Origin of the sequence: Mesorhizobium ciceri biovar biserrulae WSM1271, assembly GCF_000185905.1 — a bacterium.
GTDB lineage: Bacteria > Pseudomonadota > Alphaproteobacteria > Rhizobiales > Rhizobiaceae > Mesorhizobium > Mesorhizobium ciceri.
Genome location: NC_014923.1, coordinates 1,697,501 through 1,713,357, shown reverse-complemented (window position 1 = coordinate 1,713,357; position 15,857 = coordinate 1,697,501). Strand labels below are relative to the sequence as shown.

General features: G+C 62.4%; 10 protein-coding genes, 1 tRNA gene and 2 rRNA genes (1 of these 13 cut by a window edge). 1 reads left to right on the top strand and 12 read right to left on the bottom strand.

Annotated features, from left to right (window positions below; all coding sequences use genetic code 11):
- The first annotated feature begins 29 nt into the window (after positions 1–29).
- Complete coding sequence (locus MESCI_RS08210) at positions 30–947, top strand: LysR family transcriptional regulator (protein WP_013529480.1); 918 nt, start codon at positions 30–32, stop codon at positions 945–947.
- 12 nt (positions 948–959) lie between these two features.
- On the opposite strand, the gene MESCI_RS08205 is transcribed toward MESCI_RS08210, so the two are convergent.
- From MESCI_RS08205 to MESCI_RS08150, 12 genes are all read right to left on the bottom strand, one after another.
- Positions 960–2,576, bottom strand: a complete 1,617-nt coding sequence (locus MESCI_RS08205) for a GMC family oxidoreductase (protein WP_013529479.1) — start codon at positions 2,574–2,576, stop codon at positions 960–962.
- Complete coding sequence (locus MESCI_RS08200; protein WP_013529478.1) at positions 2,573–4,087, bottom strand: FGGY-family carbohydrate kinase; 1,515 nt, start codon at positions 4,085–4,087, stop codon at positions 2,573–2,575. The genes MESCI_RS08205 and MESCI_RS08200 overlap by 4 nt, the downstream gene beginning before the upstream one ends.
- A gap of 22 nt (positions 4,088–4,109) precedes the next feature.
- Complete coding sequence (locus tag MESCI_RS08195) at positions 4,110–4,952, bottom strand: class I fructose-bisphosphate aldolase (protein ID WP_013529477.1); 843 nt, start codon at positions 4,950–4,952, stop codon at positions 4,110–4,112.
- Entirely contained in the window at positions 4,943–6,640 is a 1,698-nt protein-coding gene (locus tag MESCI_RS08190) for a glycerol-3-phosphate dehydrogenase/oxidase (RefSeq protein ID WP_013529476.1), read from the bottom strand. The genes MESCI_RS08195 and MESCI_RS08190 overlap by 10 nt, the downstream gene beginning before the upstream one ends.
- Positions 6,641–6,661: 21 nt before the next feature.
- Positions 6,662–7,657 carry an aldo/keto reductase gene (locus MESCI_RS08185; protein ID WP_013529475.1) on the bottom strand — a complete coding sequence of 332 codons (996 nt, stop codon included), beginning with the start codon at positions 7,655–7,657 and terminating at the stop codon, positions 6,662–6,664.
- Entirely contained in the window at positions 7,654–8,634 is a 981-nt protein-coding gene (locus MESCI_RS08180) for a sugar-binding transcriptional regulator (protein WP_013529474.1), read from the bottom strand. The genes MESCI_RS08185 and MESCI_RS08180 overlap by 4 nt, the downstream gene beginning before the upstream one ends.
- 25 nt (positions 8,635–8,659) lie before the next feature.
- Positions 8,660–9,583 carry an ABC transporter permease gene (locus MESCI_RS08175; protein ID WP_224674565.1) on the bottom strand — a complete coding sequence of 308 codons (924 nt, stop codon included), beginning with the start codon at positions 9,581–9,583 and terminating at the stop codon, positions 8,660–8,662.
- 76 nt (positions 9,584–9,659) lie between these two features.
- On the bottom strand, positions 9,660–11,195 hold the full coding sequence (locus MESCI_RS08170; protein WP_013529472.1) for a sugar ABC transporter ATP-binding protein: 1,536 nt from the start codon (positions 11,193–11,195) through the stop codon (positions 9,660–9,662).
- A 93-nt stretch (positions 11,196–11,288) separates the two neighbouring features.
- The gene (locus MESCI_RS08165; RefSeq protein WP_013529471.1) at positions 11,289–12,320 is read right to left on the bottom strand and encodes a substrate-binding domain-containing protein; all 1,032 of its coding nucleotides are present in this window, start codon (positions 12,318–12,320) and stop codon (positions 11,289–11,291) included.
- A gap of 667 nt (positions 12,321–12,987) precedes the next feature.
- A tRNA-Met gene (locus MESCI_RS08160) sits at positions 12,988–13,064 on the bottom strand.
- Between the two features lie 154 nt (positions 13,065–13,218).
- Positions 13,219–13,333, bottom strand: a 5S ribosomal RNA gene (gene rrf, locus MESCI_RS08155).
- A gap of 265 nt (positions 13,334–13,598) precedes the next feature.
- A 23S ribosomal RNA gene (locus tag MESCI_RS08150) occupies positions 13,599–15,857 on the bottom strand; it runs 563 nt beyond the window's last position.

The following is a 15,857-nucleotide window of genomic DNA, read 5'->3' as shown; positions in this document are numbered from 1 at the left end:
TATGATCTGATCGTACAAATGGCAGCAGCTTGGCCGAACTTCTGAACCTCAATCGGCTCGCCTACTTCACCACGGTGATGGAAACCGGCTCGTTCACGGCCGCAGCCAACCGGCTTGGCGTCGCCAAGGCCGTGGTCAGCCATCAGATCGGCAAGCTCGAAGAGGAACTGGGCGCAACGCTGCTGCAGCGCACGACCCGGCGTGTCACGCCGACCGAAGAGGGGCGCCTCTTCTATGACCGCGCGATGATCATCCTGCGGGAAGCGGAGGCCGCCTATGGCGAAATCTCGCGCGGGACCGTCGAACCGAGCGGAACGCTGAGGCTGACGGCGCCGCTCGACTACGGCACCAAGATGGTGGCTCCGGTCATGGCGGCCTATCTCAGAACCTATCCGCAGATGCGCGTCGAGGCGATCTTCGACGACGCCGTCAGCAATCTGGTGGACGAGCAGATCGATCTCGGCATCCGCGTCGGCTGGCTCACCGATTCCTCGAACCAGGCGCGGCGGCTGGGGACGATCCGGCAAATCGTGGTGGCGAGCCCTGGCTTCGCGGCGAGCCTGCCGCCGGACCTGACGCCGCGCCAGGCAAGATCGCTGGCCTGGGTCGGCAACACCCAGTTGCGCGGCATCGGCCAATGGCTGTTTTCCAGGGATGGCGAAACGGTGCTGACCGAGCTCAATCCGGTCCTCATGTGCGACAAGAGCCCCGCCGCCCTTGCTTGCGTGCTCGTCGGCATCGGGCTGGGCGTCTTTCCGGACTACAGCGTCAGCGACGATATCGCCGAGGGGCGGCTGGTGCCGGTATTTGCCGACTGGAGCCTGCCGTCAGGCGGCATCCACGCAGTCTTTCCGCCGGCCCGGTTCCGGCCCGCCAAGGTGCGCACCTTCGTCGATCTGCTCGCGGCGGCCGAGAAGCGGCGATCGCGCGGTGTTGCCACGGCTTGAAGCCGATGGCGGTCAGCGGGCCTCTTGCAGGATCATCTCGGCTGCCTTCTCCGCGATCATGACGACCGGCGAGTTGGTGTTGCCCGAGACGATTGTCGGCATGATCGAGGCATCGACCACGCGCAGCCCGGCAAGCCCGTGAACACGCAGGCCGTCGTCGACCACCGCCATCGTATCCGAACCCATCTTGCAGGTGCCGACGGGGTGGAAGATCGTCGTGCCGATATCGCCGGCCTTGCGGATGAGCTCTTCATCGCTGTCATACTGCGTGCCGGGCAGCATCTCTTCCGGCGCAAAGCGCGCCACCGCCCGAGCCTTCATCAAACTGCGGACATGGCGCAACGACGCGACGGCCACGCTGCGGTCTCCCTCGGTGGAAAGATAGTTCGGCCGGATCCTCGCCGCCTCCCGCGCGTCGGACGAAGCCATGTGCACGCTGCCCCGGCTTTCCGGACGCAGATTGCAGACCGAGACGGTGACCGCGGGAAAGCGATGCAGCGGCTCGCCCAGACGGTCGGTGCTCAGCGGTTGCACATGATATTCCAGATCGGGCGTTGCGAGGCGCGGATCACTCCTGGCGAAGATGCCGAGCTGGCTTGGCGCCATCGACAGCGGCCCGCTGCGCTTGAGCGCGTACTCCAGCCCCATCGACGCACGGCTGACCAGATTGTGGTAACGCTGGTTGAGCGTGGCAGTGTTGGCGACCTTGAAGACGGTGCGGATCTGCAGATGGTCCTGCAGGTTTTCTCCGACGCCCGGCAAAGCATGACGAACATCCACGCCGATGCCCGAGAGCAGGTCGGGGCGACCCACCCCCGACAGTTCGAGCAGCTTGGGCGAGTTGATGGCGCCGGCCGCAAGGATCGTCTGTCCGGCGCGGACCTGATGCAGGCGGCCGCCTTGGCGGAAAACCAGTCCGGTGACGCGCCGGCCGTCGAATTCGAGCCGTTCGGTTTCCGCGCCGAGCACTACGCGCAGGTTCTTGCGCCCCGCTATACCGCGCAAAAACGCCTTCGATGTGTTCCAGCGGACGCCCTTCCTCTGGTTGACCTCGAAATAGCCCGAGCCTTCATTGGTGCCGGTGTTGAAGTCTTCGGTGCGCGGAATGCCGAGTTCCTCGGCCGCGTCTCGGAAGGCGTCGAGGATCGGCCATGAAAGCCGCTGCCGTTCGACCCGCCACTCGCCGCCGCTGCCGTGCATGGCGCTCTTGCCACCATGGAAGTCTTCCGACTTGAGGAAGTAAGGCAGGACATCGTCCCAGCCCCAGCCTGCATTGCCGGCCTGGCGCCAGCCATCATAGTCGGCAGCCTGGCCGCGCATGTAGATCATGCCGTTGATCGATGAACAGCCGCCAAGCACCTTGCCGCGCGGATAGTTGAGGCTGCGTCCGTTGAGACCGGCTTCCGGCTCGGTCTTCATCATCCAGTCGGTACGCGGGTTGCCCATGCAGAAGAGGTAGCCGATCGGGATATCGACCCAGTGATAGCGGTCGCTGCCGCCGGCCTCGAGCAGCAGCACCTTGTTGCGCGGATCGGCCGAGAGCCGGTTGGCGAGCACGCAGCCGGCGGAGCCGGCACCGACGATGACGTAGTCGTAACTGCCGAACGGAGACGGTGAAGCTTCGGTCACGTGCGCGCCTGCTGTCCGGCGATGCGCTCCCACATCGGGGTCATCGCCTGGTTGATCTCGCCATAGAGTCGATACCGCCGTGCGTATGCGTGAGCAACCGTCTCGTTGGGCACAAAATGTCGGGCGGCCGCTGTCATGGCGGCTGCACCGGCACTGTAGTCCGCGAAAATGCCGACGCCGGTGCCCGCCGCGATCGCCGCTCCCAGCGCGCCGGTTTCGCGGCTGCGCGCCACGGTGACGGGCACGCCGAGCACATCGGCGAAAATCTGCGGCCAGATGCTGCTGCGCGAGCCGCCACCGGACAGCACCACCTGGTCGAAATCGGCGCCCGCTTTGTGCAAGGTCTCGACATGGCGCTTATGCTCGAAGGCGACCCCCTCGAACAGCGCACGCAGCAGATGGGCTCGGCTGTGCCAGCCGGCGATGCCGTAGAAGCCGGCGCGCGCATGGCCATTCTGCTGCGAGCCATAAAGGAAGGGATGATAGATCGGGATGTCGCTGTTGGGATCGACGGACGCCACCAGTTCGCTGCACAATTCGAATGGCGACTTGCCGGCTTCGCCGCCATGTTCGAGGAATTCGCGAACGATCCATTCGAGATTGGCGGCCGAGGTGGCACTGGATTCGATCGCCAGATAGCGCTGGCGATCGAAAGTCGACAGCATGAAGATCGAAGGGTCGCGGATCGGCTTGTCGGTGATGACCTGGTTGATGCTCCAGGTTCCGGCGATGACAGAGGCGGCACCGGTTCTGGTCACGCCCGAACCGACCGCGCTGGCGACGACATCGAACAGCCCGGCGACGACCGGCGTGCCGGCGCGCAGTCCCGTCAGGGCCGCCACCTCCACGCTGACATGGCCGGCAATGTCGGCCGATTCCAGCACTGGCGGCAGCAGGTCCATGCAATCGCCGAGCCCATAGGCGGCAAGCAGGTCCGGCTCGTAGCGGCGGTCCTGCATCTGCAGCAGGCCGCAGCCCGACATATCTGAAGTATCGCTGCTGCGCGCACCTGTCAGGCGGTTGACGACGAAATCCTTGCACAAGAACACAGTTCCAATGCTGGCAAACAAAGCCGGCGAAAAGCGCTTGAGCCAGGCAAGCAGGGTCGGCGTCTGCGCCGCCCACGGCCGCTGCAGGCAGTGTGCGTAGGTGCGGTCGCCGACATTCTGTTCTGCCCATTCGGCAACGATGTCGACGGCGCGTGTGTCGAGCGACTGGATGCCGATCAATGGCGCGCCCGCACGATCGAGCGCGTAGAGCCCGTTGCCATGGCCGGCGCAGCCGATGGCGACGATCTCGCCGGCGTCGATACCGGCTTCAGCGATGCATTGACCAATGACCGAGACCGCATTGCGCCAGAGTTCGTCGAGGTCGCGTTCGACATGTCCGGGCTTTGGCATGGACGAGCGGCCGTCACGGGCGGCGAATGCCAGTTCGCGGCCCGACTGGTCGAAGAGGATGGCCTTGATGACGGTGTTGCCGGCATCGAGACCGAGGATATAGCTTGCCATTGGCGCCTCCCGAGGCCGCAGCCTATGCCTGGTTGTACAGATCCCAGGCTGCGCCGCCATCGGCATCTTCGTGAATGATTGCCATCAGCCCGCGCACGACAGCGCTCGGGTTGGCATGCTGGTAGATGTTGCGGCCATAGACCATGCCAAGCGCACCCTGTGCCATCAAGGCGGCCGACTTGTCGAACACGGCACGCAGATCCTCCTTGCCGCCGCCGCGCACCAGCACCGGGCAGCGCGCCGCCTCGACGACGCGGTGGAAGTCGTTGGGATCGGTGGTCGGGTCGGCCTTGACGATATCGGCACCCATCTCGCGGGCAAGCCGGGTCAAGGTGACGATCTTATCGGCGTCGCCGTCGACCATGTAGCCGCCATGCTCGGTGACCGGCAGCATGGCCAGCGGCTCGATCATCAGCGGCAGGCCGTATTTCTCGCAATCGGCGCGCACGCGGGCGATGTTCTGCACGCATTGCCGGAACAGGTCCGGCTCGTCGGGTAGCATGAACAGATTGACCACGACGCAAGCCGCATCCATCTCGATGGCGCCAAGCAAGGGCTCGGCTTCGTTCTGCAGCACCGCCCACATCGCCCGGTGGCGTATCCTGTTATAGGGATTGCCCATGTCGATGCGCATCACCAGCGCCGGCTTGTCCTTGCCAGGCACGGCCTGCAGCAGGTCAGCCTGGCCGTAGTTCATCTGGATGGCGTCGGGGCCGGCCTTGACCAGCTGGTTGACCACGCTGGCCATGTCTTCCAGCCCGGCAAGGAAACTCGGCTCGTTGCAGACGCCATGATCGATGGCGACGTCGAGGCAGCGGCCGCCGCCGAACAGCCGGTTCATACGGACTTTCTTGTTTACGCGCATAGGGCGCTCCTTTGATGTGTCTGGAGGTCGATGCCGTGCCGGTCGGCCAGCAACGCGAGGAAGGTCGAGCGCTCGGTGGCAGCCTCGCTGGCGCTCCAGTCCTTGTGCGCCGCCAGCATGTCGAGAACGGCGTTGACGAGGTCGAAGCTGAGACCGCCTGAAATGGCGATGGTGGTGCGGCGCAAGAACAGGTCGGCAAGGCACTCGACCTGCTCGCGCTCGATGATGCGCCCCATCTCGCTTGCCGAATAGTCCGACTGCGGCAGCATCTGTTCGCCCGCCGGGTGCGAAACGAAATCCCTGGCCGACGTGCCATAGCGCTGCAGAAGCGTTTGCGCGCGCTCGACCGTCAGGCCATGCTCGGCGGCGAATGATGCGCACCAGGCGTCCGGATCGGCCGGAAAATCACGGCCGCCACCGATGGCCATGTCCTGCGTTCCCTGGCTGCGCGCGAGGCCGAGCCGCTTCAGTGCCATATCGGCGGCCAGCGCTCCAAACGAACGGAAGGTGGTCCACTTGCCGCCGATCATGCACAGTGTCGCCGGCAGATGCCCGCTCGCTTCTACGAACTCGCAAAAATGATCGCGCGGTATGCGGCTGGTAAAACTGTCCTCGCTGGCGGGCAAGGGTCGCACGCCGGCGAAGCGGAACACGATCTGGTTTTCAGCTACTTTGATCGAGGGGAATACAAAGGCGAGCGACTGCAGGATGTAGCGCTGCTCGTCCTCCTCGCAACGGACCTTGTCCGGATCGTCGACCCGGATGTCGGTCGAGCCTATCAGCACCTTGCCGAGATAGGGAAACAGGATGCAGATGCGCCCGTCCTCGTTCTCGTAATAGACCATATGGCCGCCGAGCGCGTCGAACAGTTCTGCATTGTCGACGATGAGATGCGAGCCCTTGGTGCCGCCCATCATCGTCTGCGCCGCCGCCCCGATGGCCTTGTTGGTCAGGTCGATCCAGCCGCCAGTGGCGTTGATGACCAATTGCGCCCGTACCGGCAGTTGTTCGCCCGTCAGCGTGTCGGTAATGGCGAGGCTATCACCTGTCGACGATACCTGAGCGTAGTTCAAGGCGCGGGCGTTCGCCGCGCTCGCCGTGGCGTCCAGCAGCATCTCCAGGCCGAGGCGTTCGGGCCGGCTCACCCAGGCGTCGTAATAGGTCGCCGAATTGCGGATCGCCGGATTGATCGCCGGCCATTTTCTCAAGGTTTCGGCGCGGCCCCTGAACCTGTGCGTCGGCATCAAACGCCGTGCGGCGGTGAACAGGTCGTACATGGCAAGGCCGGTCTTGATGACCAGCGCACCACGCCGGCTCGGCCGCCGCGTCAGACCCAGGAAACGCACCGCACCGTTGGCAAGGCCGGAGAAAATGTCGAAGATCGGCACCGTCGTCGGCAACGGGGCCACATAGTGCGGGGCATTCCTCAGCAGCCGGTCACGTTCGAGCAGCGATTCGCGCACCAGTTTGAATTCGCCGTTTTCGAGGTAGCGCAGGCCGCCATGCACCATGCGTGAAAGGGCGGCACTGGCGCCGCTGCAATAGTCGCCCTTTTCCGCCAGCACGACATCGACGCCTTGCAGCGCCAGTTCGCGAAAGACGCTGATGCCGTTGATGCCGCCACCGATGACGAGCACGGCGATATCAGGCCGGTCGCGCAGACCGGCTAACGTATGGCTACGGTTCATCGGGGCTGTTGCCTTTTTTTCTCAGGCATCCATCGCAGTGAGATGCGCGGCTGCCGCGGCGTCGATTGCCGCAAGCTCGCCTGCCGCAAGCGTGATCTCCCCGGCCCGTGCATTGTCGAGCGCCTGTTCGGGATTGCGCGCGCCGCACAGGGCGAAGGTGATGCCCGGCTGGGCGAGCGTCCAGGCGATGACGATCTGCGCCGTCGACGCCTGGTGGCTCTCGGCGATAGGGGCGATGGCCTCTTTCAGCTTTGCCACCTTCTGCCGGTTGGCCGTGGAAAAGCGCGGGTTGTCCTTGCGCTGGTCGTCGCCGCCGAATGTGCGGCCGGGTTCGACCGTGCCGGTGAGCAGGCCCAGCGCCAGCGACGAATAGCTGAGGGTGGCGATGTCGTGCGCGCGAGCAATCGGCAGCAGGCTGCTCTCGATGTCGCGGTCGATCATCGAATAGCGCTCCTGGATCGCATCGAGCTGGCCGGCATCGATATAATGGCCGAGATCCTCGGCGCTGATATTGCTGGCGCCGATGGCGCGGATCTTGCCGGCTGCCTTGAGCTTTTCCAATGCCGCCATCGTCTCGGCGATCGGCGTCGTCGGGTCCTGCCAATGGGTGATGTAGAGGTCGATATGATCGGTGCCGAGACGCCGCAGGCTCTGCTCGACCTCATAGGCGATGCCGTCGGCGCCGAGATAGCGATGCACTGGCTTGTCGTCCTGGTCGAAGAAATGCCCGCCCTTGCCCGAATGCCAGTTCAGCCCGCATTTGGTCGCGATCACCACCTTGTCGCGCTTGCCCTTGATGGCGGTGCCGACGATCGCCTCGCTGCGGCCAAGACCGTAGGCCGGCGCTGTGTCGATCAGGCTGAGGCCGGCATCGATCGAGGCTTCGATCGCCCGCACCGACTCCTTTTCGTCGGTGCCGCCCCACATCCATCCGCCAATCGCCCAGGTGCCCAGGCCCACGGCCGACGCCGATATGCCGGACTTGCCGATCTGCCGCTGGATCTGTCGAGAATTCATGCTGCCTCCTGTTCGGCCAGCTCGAGGATCTGGAGCCCCGTGGCCTCGTCCGTGACGATGGTGTCGAGATGATTTCCGCGCATTGCGGCGAGGATCGGCGCGACCTTGCTGGCGCCACTTGCAATGCCGATGGAGCGCGGGATGGTCGCGAACTCGTCAAGCGTCAACGAGACCAGCGAACGGTTGAGCGAGTAGTTGCAGAGCTTGCCCCGGCGATCGATGAGATGGGCGAGCAGCTCGCCTGTTGCCCCGGACTTCTCGATCGCCTGGCGATCGGCATTCGAGGACGGATGCAAATCGTAGTAACTGGAATCGTCGGTCAGGATGGAGCCGACACCCACCACCGCGACATCGGCCTCGCGCGCCTTGCGAAACACGTCGGCGACGGAGCTGATGCCCATCAGCATCTCGCGCTGCGGCGCGGTATCGGCAAACAACGGCGCATGGATCTGGTAGGCGCGGCCGCCGAGCTTGTCGGCCATCAGCGAGGCGACGTGGTTGACATCGGTGTAGTGCTTGCCCTGCACCAGCCCGGTGGCGGGAATGACTTCGACGTCGTAGCGGCGCCCCGGCTTGAGACCGGCGACCAGCGCGCTGACGCCCTTGCCGCCGGTGATCGAAATCGTGTCACCGTCCTTGATGGTGTCGAGCAGCAGCCCGGCCGCCGCCTCGCCGACCCGCTGCAGGGCGGTGTGTGGGTTGTCGGAGACCGACGGCACCACCATCGCCCGTTCGATGCCGCCCAGCGCCACCAACCGCGCTTCCAGCTCGACCAGATGGTCGATCGGCGACTTGATCTTGATCTCGACGAGACCGAGCTGGTGGCCGCGCTTGATCAGCCGGTTGACGGTCGCATGCGAGATGCCGAGTTCCCCGGCGATCTCGGCCTGGGTCTTGCCTTCGACATAATGCAGGACAAGCGCCTGGTGCATCTGACGAACAGCGGCGATGTCGTCGCGGGTGTTGGGAGGGGCCATGGTCTTGCTTCGCCGCCTTTGAGGTTCAGGACTTCTTGCGGTGCAGGAAGTGATCGATCGACACCGCTGCCAGCAGGATGCATCCCTTGATCATGTCCTGCCAATAGACCGAGACATCGAGCAGGATAAGCGAGCTCGTCACCACCGACAGCAGAGCCATGCCGAGGATCGCCCCGAAGATGGTGCCCGAGCCGCCATTCAGCGAGGCGCCGCCGATGACGGCCGCGGCGATGATGTTGAGCTCCATGCCGGCGCCGAAGGTCGGCGTCGCCGCGCCGAAGCGCGCCATGTAGATGACGCCGGCCACTCCGGCGAGGGTCGAGCACAGCACCGTGACCCAGAACTTCACCTGATTGGTCCTGATGCCGGAGAACTGCGCGGCCTTCTCGTTGGAGCCGGTGTAGAAAACCTTGCGGAAGGCCGTGGCGCGACGCAGCAGGAAGTCGAAGATCGCCACCACGACGATGAAGATCAGGATGACATAGGGGATGTTGTTGAAACTGCCCTGGCCGATGGCCTTGAAGGCCGGCGGCAAGGTGAACAGCGACAGCGGCGTGCCCTTGGTGACCACCAGGCACATGCCGCGCACGATGACCATGGCGGCCAGCGACGTGATGAAATGATTGAGCCCTATCACGGTCACGAAGAAGCCCATGGCCGCGCCGATCAGCGCGCTGACGCCGATGCCGATCAGGCTTGCCGTCCAGGGATCGAGCCCGGCGAGGAACAGCGCACCCGAGACCACCATCGAGAAACACACGACCGAGCCGACGGAAAGGTCGATGCCGCCGACGATGAGCAGGACGGTCATGCCGACGACGACGATGCCTTCGATGGAGAAGCTCATCAGCATGGCGCGGAAATTGCCCCATGTCAGGAAGTGCGGCGAGGCGAAGCTCATGGCGATGCACAGCGCCAGGATGATGACGATCAGCCCGGCCTCGCGCATCGAGGCGAGGTGAGCGAAGTTGATGCGCCGCCCGGCGGACTTGATCTCGGCGTGCACCAGCGCTTCTCCTGATTCCCTAGGCGACATTCTGGGCCTGCCTTTGAATTGAACTGTCCTGGACGCCCGAGGCGAGCATGATGATGGCTTCCTCGCCGAGCTCGCTGGCGGCGAGTTCGCCGGCGATCCTGCCTTCGCGCACCACAAGAACGCGGTCGCACAAGCCAATCAGCTCCGGCAGTTCGGACGAGATGATGATGACGCCGACACCGCTGCCGGCTAGCTGGCGCAGCAGCCGGTGAATCTCGACCTTGGCGCCGACATCGATCCCGCGCGTCGGCTCGTCCATGATGATGACCTTGGGACTGACGGACAGCTGCTTGGCGATGGCAACCTTCTGCTGGTTGCCACCGCTCAGCGTCGACACAGTGGCCTCGATGCCGGCCATGCGCACGCCGAGCCTGCCGGTCAGCTCCCGCGCCTGACGATCCTCGGCCTTGCGGTCGAGCAGGCCGAGGCGCCCGGTGAGCCGGCCGAGGTCGAGCGCCGATATGTTCGCCGCGATCGGCAGATCGAGGAACACGCCGGAGCCTTTGCGATCCTCAGAGAGATAGACCAGCCCCGCCTTGACCGCATCGCCATAACTGCGCAGCCGCAGCTGCTTTCCGTCGAGCGCGACGGTTCCAGAGATCATTGGCCTGAGGCCGCAGACCGTCTGTGCGATCTCGCTGCGGCCGGCGCCGATCAGGCCGCCTATGCCCAGAATTTCGCCAGCGCGAAGCTGCAGATCGACGTCGGCGAAGCGGCGCCCATCGGAAAGCCCCTCGACCGACAGGAGAAGGCGCCCAGGCTCTTGCGGCGCCAGCTTGTCGGGATAGAGCTGGGTGATTTCGCGGCCCACCATTTTGCGCACGACATCGTCGGGTGAAACGGCGGCTATCGCATCGGTCGCCACGTAGCGGCCGTCGCGGAAGACGGTGACGCGGTCGCAGAGCGAGAAGATCTCGGCCATGCGGTGGCTGATATAGACCACCGAAATGCCACGTTCCCTAAGCCCGCGCACGATCGAGAACAGGCGTTGCGCTTCGCTTTCGGTGAGTGCGGCGGTCGGCTCGTCGAGCATCAGCACCTTGCAGTCGAGCGTCAGCGCCTTGGCGATCTCGACGAGCTGCTGGTTGGAAATGGAGAGGTCGGCGACCCTGGTGCGCACCGGAATGGGCGCGAGCAGGTCCATGACCTTCTGGGCGTCAGCGTAGAGCTTCTGGAAATTCATCAGCGGTGCGCGCCGGCTGTTGATCGCGGCCATGTAGATGTTTTCGGCAACGGTGGCGTCCTGGCACAGCGCGATCTCCTGGTGGACAAGCGCGATGCCGAGACGTTGGGCGGCCGCGGGCGAGTGGATCGAAACACGCTCGCCATCGATCAGGATGTCGCCCTCGTCGGGCTGCAATACACCGGCGATCATGTTCATCAGCGTCGACTTGCCGGCGCCGTTCTCGCCGCACAGCGCATGGATTTCGCCGCGCCGCAGCTCGAACCGCACGTCGTTCAGTGCCTTGACCGGGCCGAACGCCTTGGACAGACCGCGGATTTCAAGAATGGGCGACTGGGTCACGCCATGCTCCTGCGATGCTTGCGGGGGAGGAAGGAGGCCGAAGCCTCCTTCCCGGTTGGTCCGGCCTTGTGGAGGCCGGGGCGGCGATCGAGACTATTCCTCGATGCCCTTGGTGCCGCGACGCTTGAGGTACTTGTCCCAGTAGAAGTCGTCCGCATTGTCCTTGGAGACGATGGAGAAGCCATTGTCGACGAAGGGCACGCTCATCGGGTTGAAACCCGAACGCTTGGCGTCGTTCATCGGATCGATCAGGCCGGGATGCTTGGCCATCCACAACAGCATGAAGCCCATATAGCCCTGCATGCCCTGGTTGGGATTGACCGAGCCGAAGATCTCGCCGGCCTTGATCATGTCGAGGATCTTGGCGTTGACGTCGGCGAGCATGACGCGGATCTTGCCGCCGCCTTCCTTGGCGGCCTGGGCAGCACCGATGGCCGAGTTGGCCTCCGGCATGAACACGGCGCCGAGGTCCGGATGCGCCTGGGCCAGGCTCAAAACCGCCTGATAGGCCTTGGTCGGATCCTGGTTCGAAGCGGCGCGGCCGACGAGCTTCATGTCGGGCCATTTGGCTTCCATGCGGGCAACGAAGGCGTTGACGCGCTTGTCGTGGTTGTCCTGGCCGGGATTCTCCAGCACCGCATATTCGCCCTTGCCATCCATCGCCTTGGCAACGGCGTCGGCGGCATAGGTGCCTTCGGCATTGTTGTCGGAGGTGATGTAGGAGACGCGCTTGGAATTCGGCGAGTCGGCGGCGAAGGTCACCACCGCGGTGCCCTGCTCGATGGCGCGGTTGATCGGCTCGATGAACGGATCGGAGTTCATCGGGTGTACCAGTATGCCGGCCGGCTTCTGCGCCAGTGCCTGGTCGAAGGTCGCGATCTGCTTGTTGACGTCGTATTCCGGCGTACCCGTATAGGCGGTCTCGCAGCCGAACTGCTGGCCGGCCTGCTTGAACATTTCATAGACCGGGAACCAGTATTCGACGCCCGAGACCATCACGTTCATGACGTATTTTTCACCCGGCTCGCATTTGAACGGGTTAGGGGTTTCGGCGCGTACCTGCATCGACCCGAAGCAGGTCGATGCAGCCGCCGCGATTGCGAGCGTGCTCAGAAATTTGCGCAAGTTTCCTCCCTTGGCCGAAGCCATCCTCAATGACCGTTGCAGGCACTCAGTGAGCGCTGCCGTATGGATTTGATGATGCCGACCTTCCTCCGAAAGCCGACGATCGGAACATTACAGCCCGGGCGCGCATTGTCAATATAATTCACATAGTGAAATATATTTCATAGCCTACTTCAAGGGGATTCCTACGCTCCGGTCGACGAGGCTGGGCGCGGCCGCCAAGATGCCGTACGGGCTGGGCAAGGCCTTACCGGCCTTTGGCCGCGAAACCGGAGAGGGTGGTGGAATATCCGCACGGGGGCTCGCATGGTACCCTCCCGCCGGCCGCGTCTTTATCGCCTGAAGCCCCCGATCCTGTCTTTGATAGATCTGTTCCGGGCGCAGCGTGACGCTCTCCATATGTCCGCTTGGCCAGAAAGTCGGCTGCAGCTTCGGCTTCGCTTTCGGGGGCCTGAGCCTGGGCAGATCGATGGCCACCCCAGCCGCATATCAAAACGGCGCGCGGGCATTTGTGGCTGGCGGGCTGTTTTTGAAGTTTGGTTTTGGGGAGAGGATTTGTTTTCTGTCTGGCGGCTTGGCTTGGCTGGTTGCGGGCGCCTGATGACAGGCCGGCAGCACAGCACGGCATAAAACAAAAGAGCCCGCACGATGGCGGGCTTTTTGAATTTGGTTGCGGGGACAGGATTTGAACCTGTGACCTTCAGGTTATGAGCCTGACGAGCTACCGGGCTGCTCCACCCCGCGTCAATTTTTGTGTAAGCCGAGGCCTACAAATAGGTATATGGCTGACCAAATGAAAGGGCCGCTTACGCGGCCCGTGATCCCTTGGCGGGCCATTTCATAAAGAGAAGATTTCTCTCCATCCGATTTGGATGTGAGATCAACGTGCGTTTGGCAGACCTGGCAGCGACCTACTCTCCCGCGTCTTGAGACGAAGTACCATCAGCGCTGGAGCGTTTCACGGCCGAGTTCGGAATGGGATCGGGTGCAGCCGCTCCGCCATAACCACCAGGTCGGCAAAACGCACGTTGTTCGAGAAGCTTTTGAGCGAAGGGCACAAAGAGACATCGGCAGCGGAGCTGTCGGGTGCCTCTCGGGGCTGTTCGCTGGTCTTTGTGTGCCTTTACGGTTCTTGGTCTGGCGCCTTTCGAAGCGAAGCTTCGCAAGGTCGACCGTCGGCGCTGATGCGCCGCACCCACGTAGCGCCGCCCGCAGGGCGGAACAAGCGTGAGTGAGAACAGACCATCTGACTTTGTCAGATGGGCATAAGGAATGAGAACGATCAAGCCGATCGAACTATTAGTACCGGTAAGCTTCAAGCGTTGCCGCTCTTCCACACCCGGCCTATCAACGTGGTCGTCTTCCACGGTTCTCAGGGAATACTCGTTTTAAGGTGGGTTTCCCGCTTAGATGCCTTCAGCGGTTATCCCGTCCGGATATAGCTACCCTGCTATGCGGCTGGCGCCACAACAGGTCCACCAGAGATCCGTCCATCCCGGTCCTCTCGTACTAGGGACAGATCCTTTCAATATTCCTACACCCACGGCAGATAGGGACCGAACTGTCTCACGACGTTCTGAACCCAACTCACGTACCGCTTTAAATGGCGAACAGCCATACCCTTGGGACCTGCTCCAGCCCCAGGATGCGATGAGTCGACATCGAGGTGCCAAACAACCCCGTCGATATGGACTCTTGGGGGTCATCAGCCTGTTATCCCCGGCGTACCTTTTATCCGTTGAGCGATGGCCCTTCCACGCGGGACCACCGGATCACTATGACCGACTTTCGTCTCTGCTCGACTTGTCAGTCTCGCAGTCAGGCAGGCTTATGCCATTGCACTCAGCGAACGATTTCCGACCGTTCTGAGCCCACCATCGCGCGCCTCCGTTACTCTTTAGGAGGCGACCGCCCCAGTCAAACTACCCACCATACATTGTCCCGGACCCGGATAACGGGCCGCGGTTAGACATCCATAGTAATAAGGGTGGTATTTCAAGGGTGGCTCCACCTGAGCTGGCGCCCAGGCTTCAAAGCCTACCACCTATCCTACACATGCCACTACGAATGCCAATGTAAAGCTATAGTAAAGGTGCACGGGGTCTTTCCGTCTAACCGCAGGAACCCCGCATCTTCACGGGGAATTCAATTTCACTGAGTCTATGCTGGAGACAGCGGGGAAGTCGTTACGCCATTCGTGCAGGTCGGAACTTACCCGACAAGGAATTTCGCTACCTTAGGACCGTTATAGTTACGGCCGCCGTTTACTGGGGCTTCGATTCAGAGCTTGCACCCCTCCTCTTAACCTTCCAGCACCGGGCAGGCGTCAGACCCTATACGTCGTCTTGCGACTTCGCAGAGCCCTGTGTTTTTGATAAACAGTCGCTACCCCCTGGTCTGTGCCACCCTCCTCTACTTGCGTAGAAAAGGGTCACGCTTCTTCCGAAGTTACGCGTGCAATTTGCCGAGTTCCTTCAGCATAGTTCTCTCAAGCGCCTTGGTATACTCTACCAGACCACCAGTGTCGGTTTCGGGTACGGTTTATAAGGAGGAGCTATTTCCTGGAACCACGCAGCAGCCCGTTCAATCCGATAAGATTGGACTACCTCAATGATCCGTCACTACCTCCAAGCCCACGAATATTAACGTGGTTCCCATCGACTACGCGTTTCCGCCTCGTCTTAGGGGCCGGCTAACCCTGCTCAGATTAGCTTTAAGCAGGAACCCTTGGTCTTTCGGCGGGGGAGTCTCTCACTCCCCTTACGTTACTCATGTCAGCATTCGCACTTCTGATACCTCCACCACCCCTCACGGGTATGGCTTCATCAGCTTACAGAACGCTCCGCTACCGCTTGGCCCTTGCGGACCAAACCCTAAGCTTCGGTGTATGGCTTTAGCCCCGTTACATTTTCGGCGCAAAGACCCTTATTTAGACCAGTGAGCTGTTACGCTTTCTTTAAATGATGGCTGCTTCTAAGCCAACATCCTGGTTGTTTTGGGATCCTCACATCCTTTCCCACTTAGCCATAACTTGGGGACCTTAGCTGTAGGTCAGGGTTGTTTCCCTTTTCACGACGGACGTTAGCACCCGCCGTGTGTCTGCCGACTAGTACTCCCAGGTATTCGGAGTTTGGTTAGGTTTGGTAATCCGGTGAGGACCCCTAGCCCATCCAGTGCTCTACCCCCTGGGGTATTCGGTCGACGCTCTACCTAAATAGATTTCGCGGAGAACCAGCTATTTCCGAGTTTGATTGGCCTTTCACCCCTAGCCACAAGTCATCCCGAACTATTGCAACAGTTATGGGTTCGGTCCTCCAGTAAGTGTTACCTTACCTTCAACCTGCTCATGGCTAGATCACTCGGTTTCGGGTCTAATGCGACGAACTGAACGCCCTGTTCAGACTCGCTTTCGCTGCGCCTACACCTAGCGGTTTAAGCTTGCTCGTCACACTAAGTCGCTGACCCATTATACAAAAGGTACGTGGTCACCCAGGACGAACCTTGGGCTTCCACTGTTTGTAGGCAATCGGTTTCAGG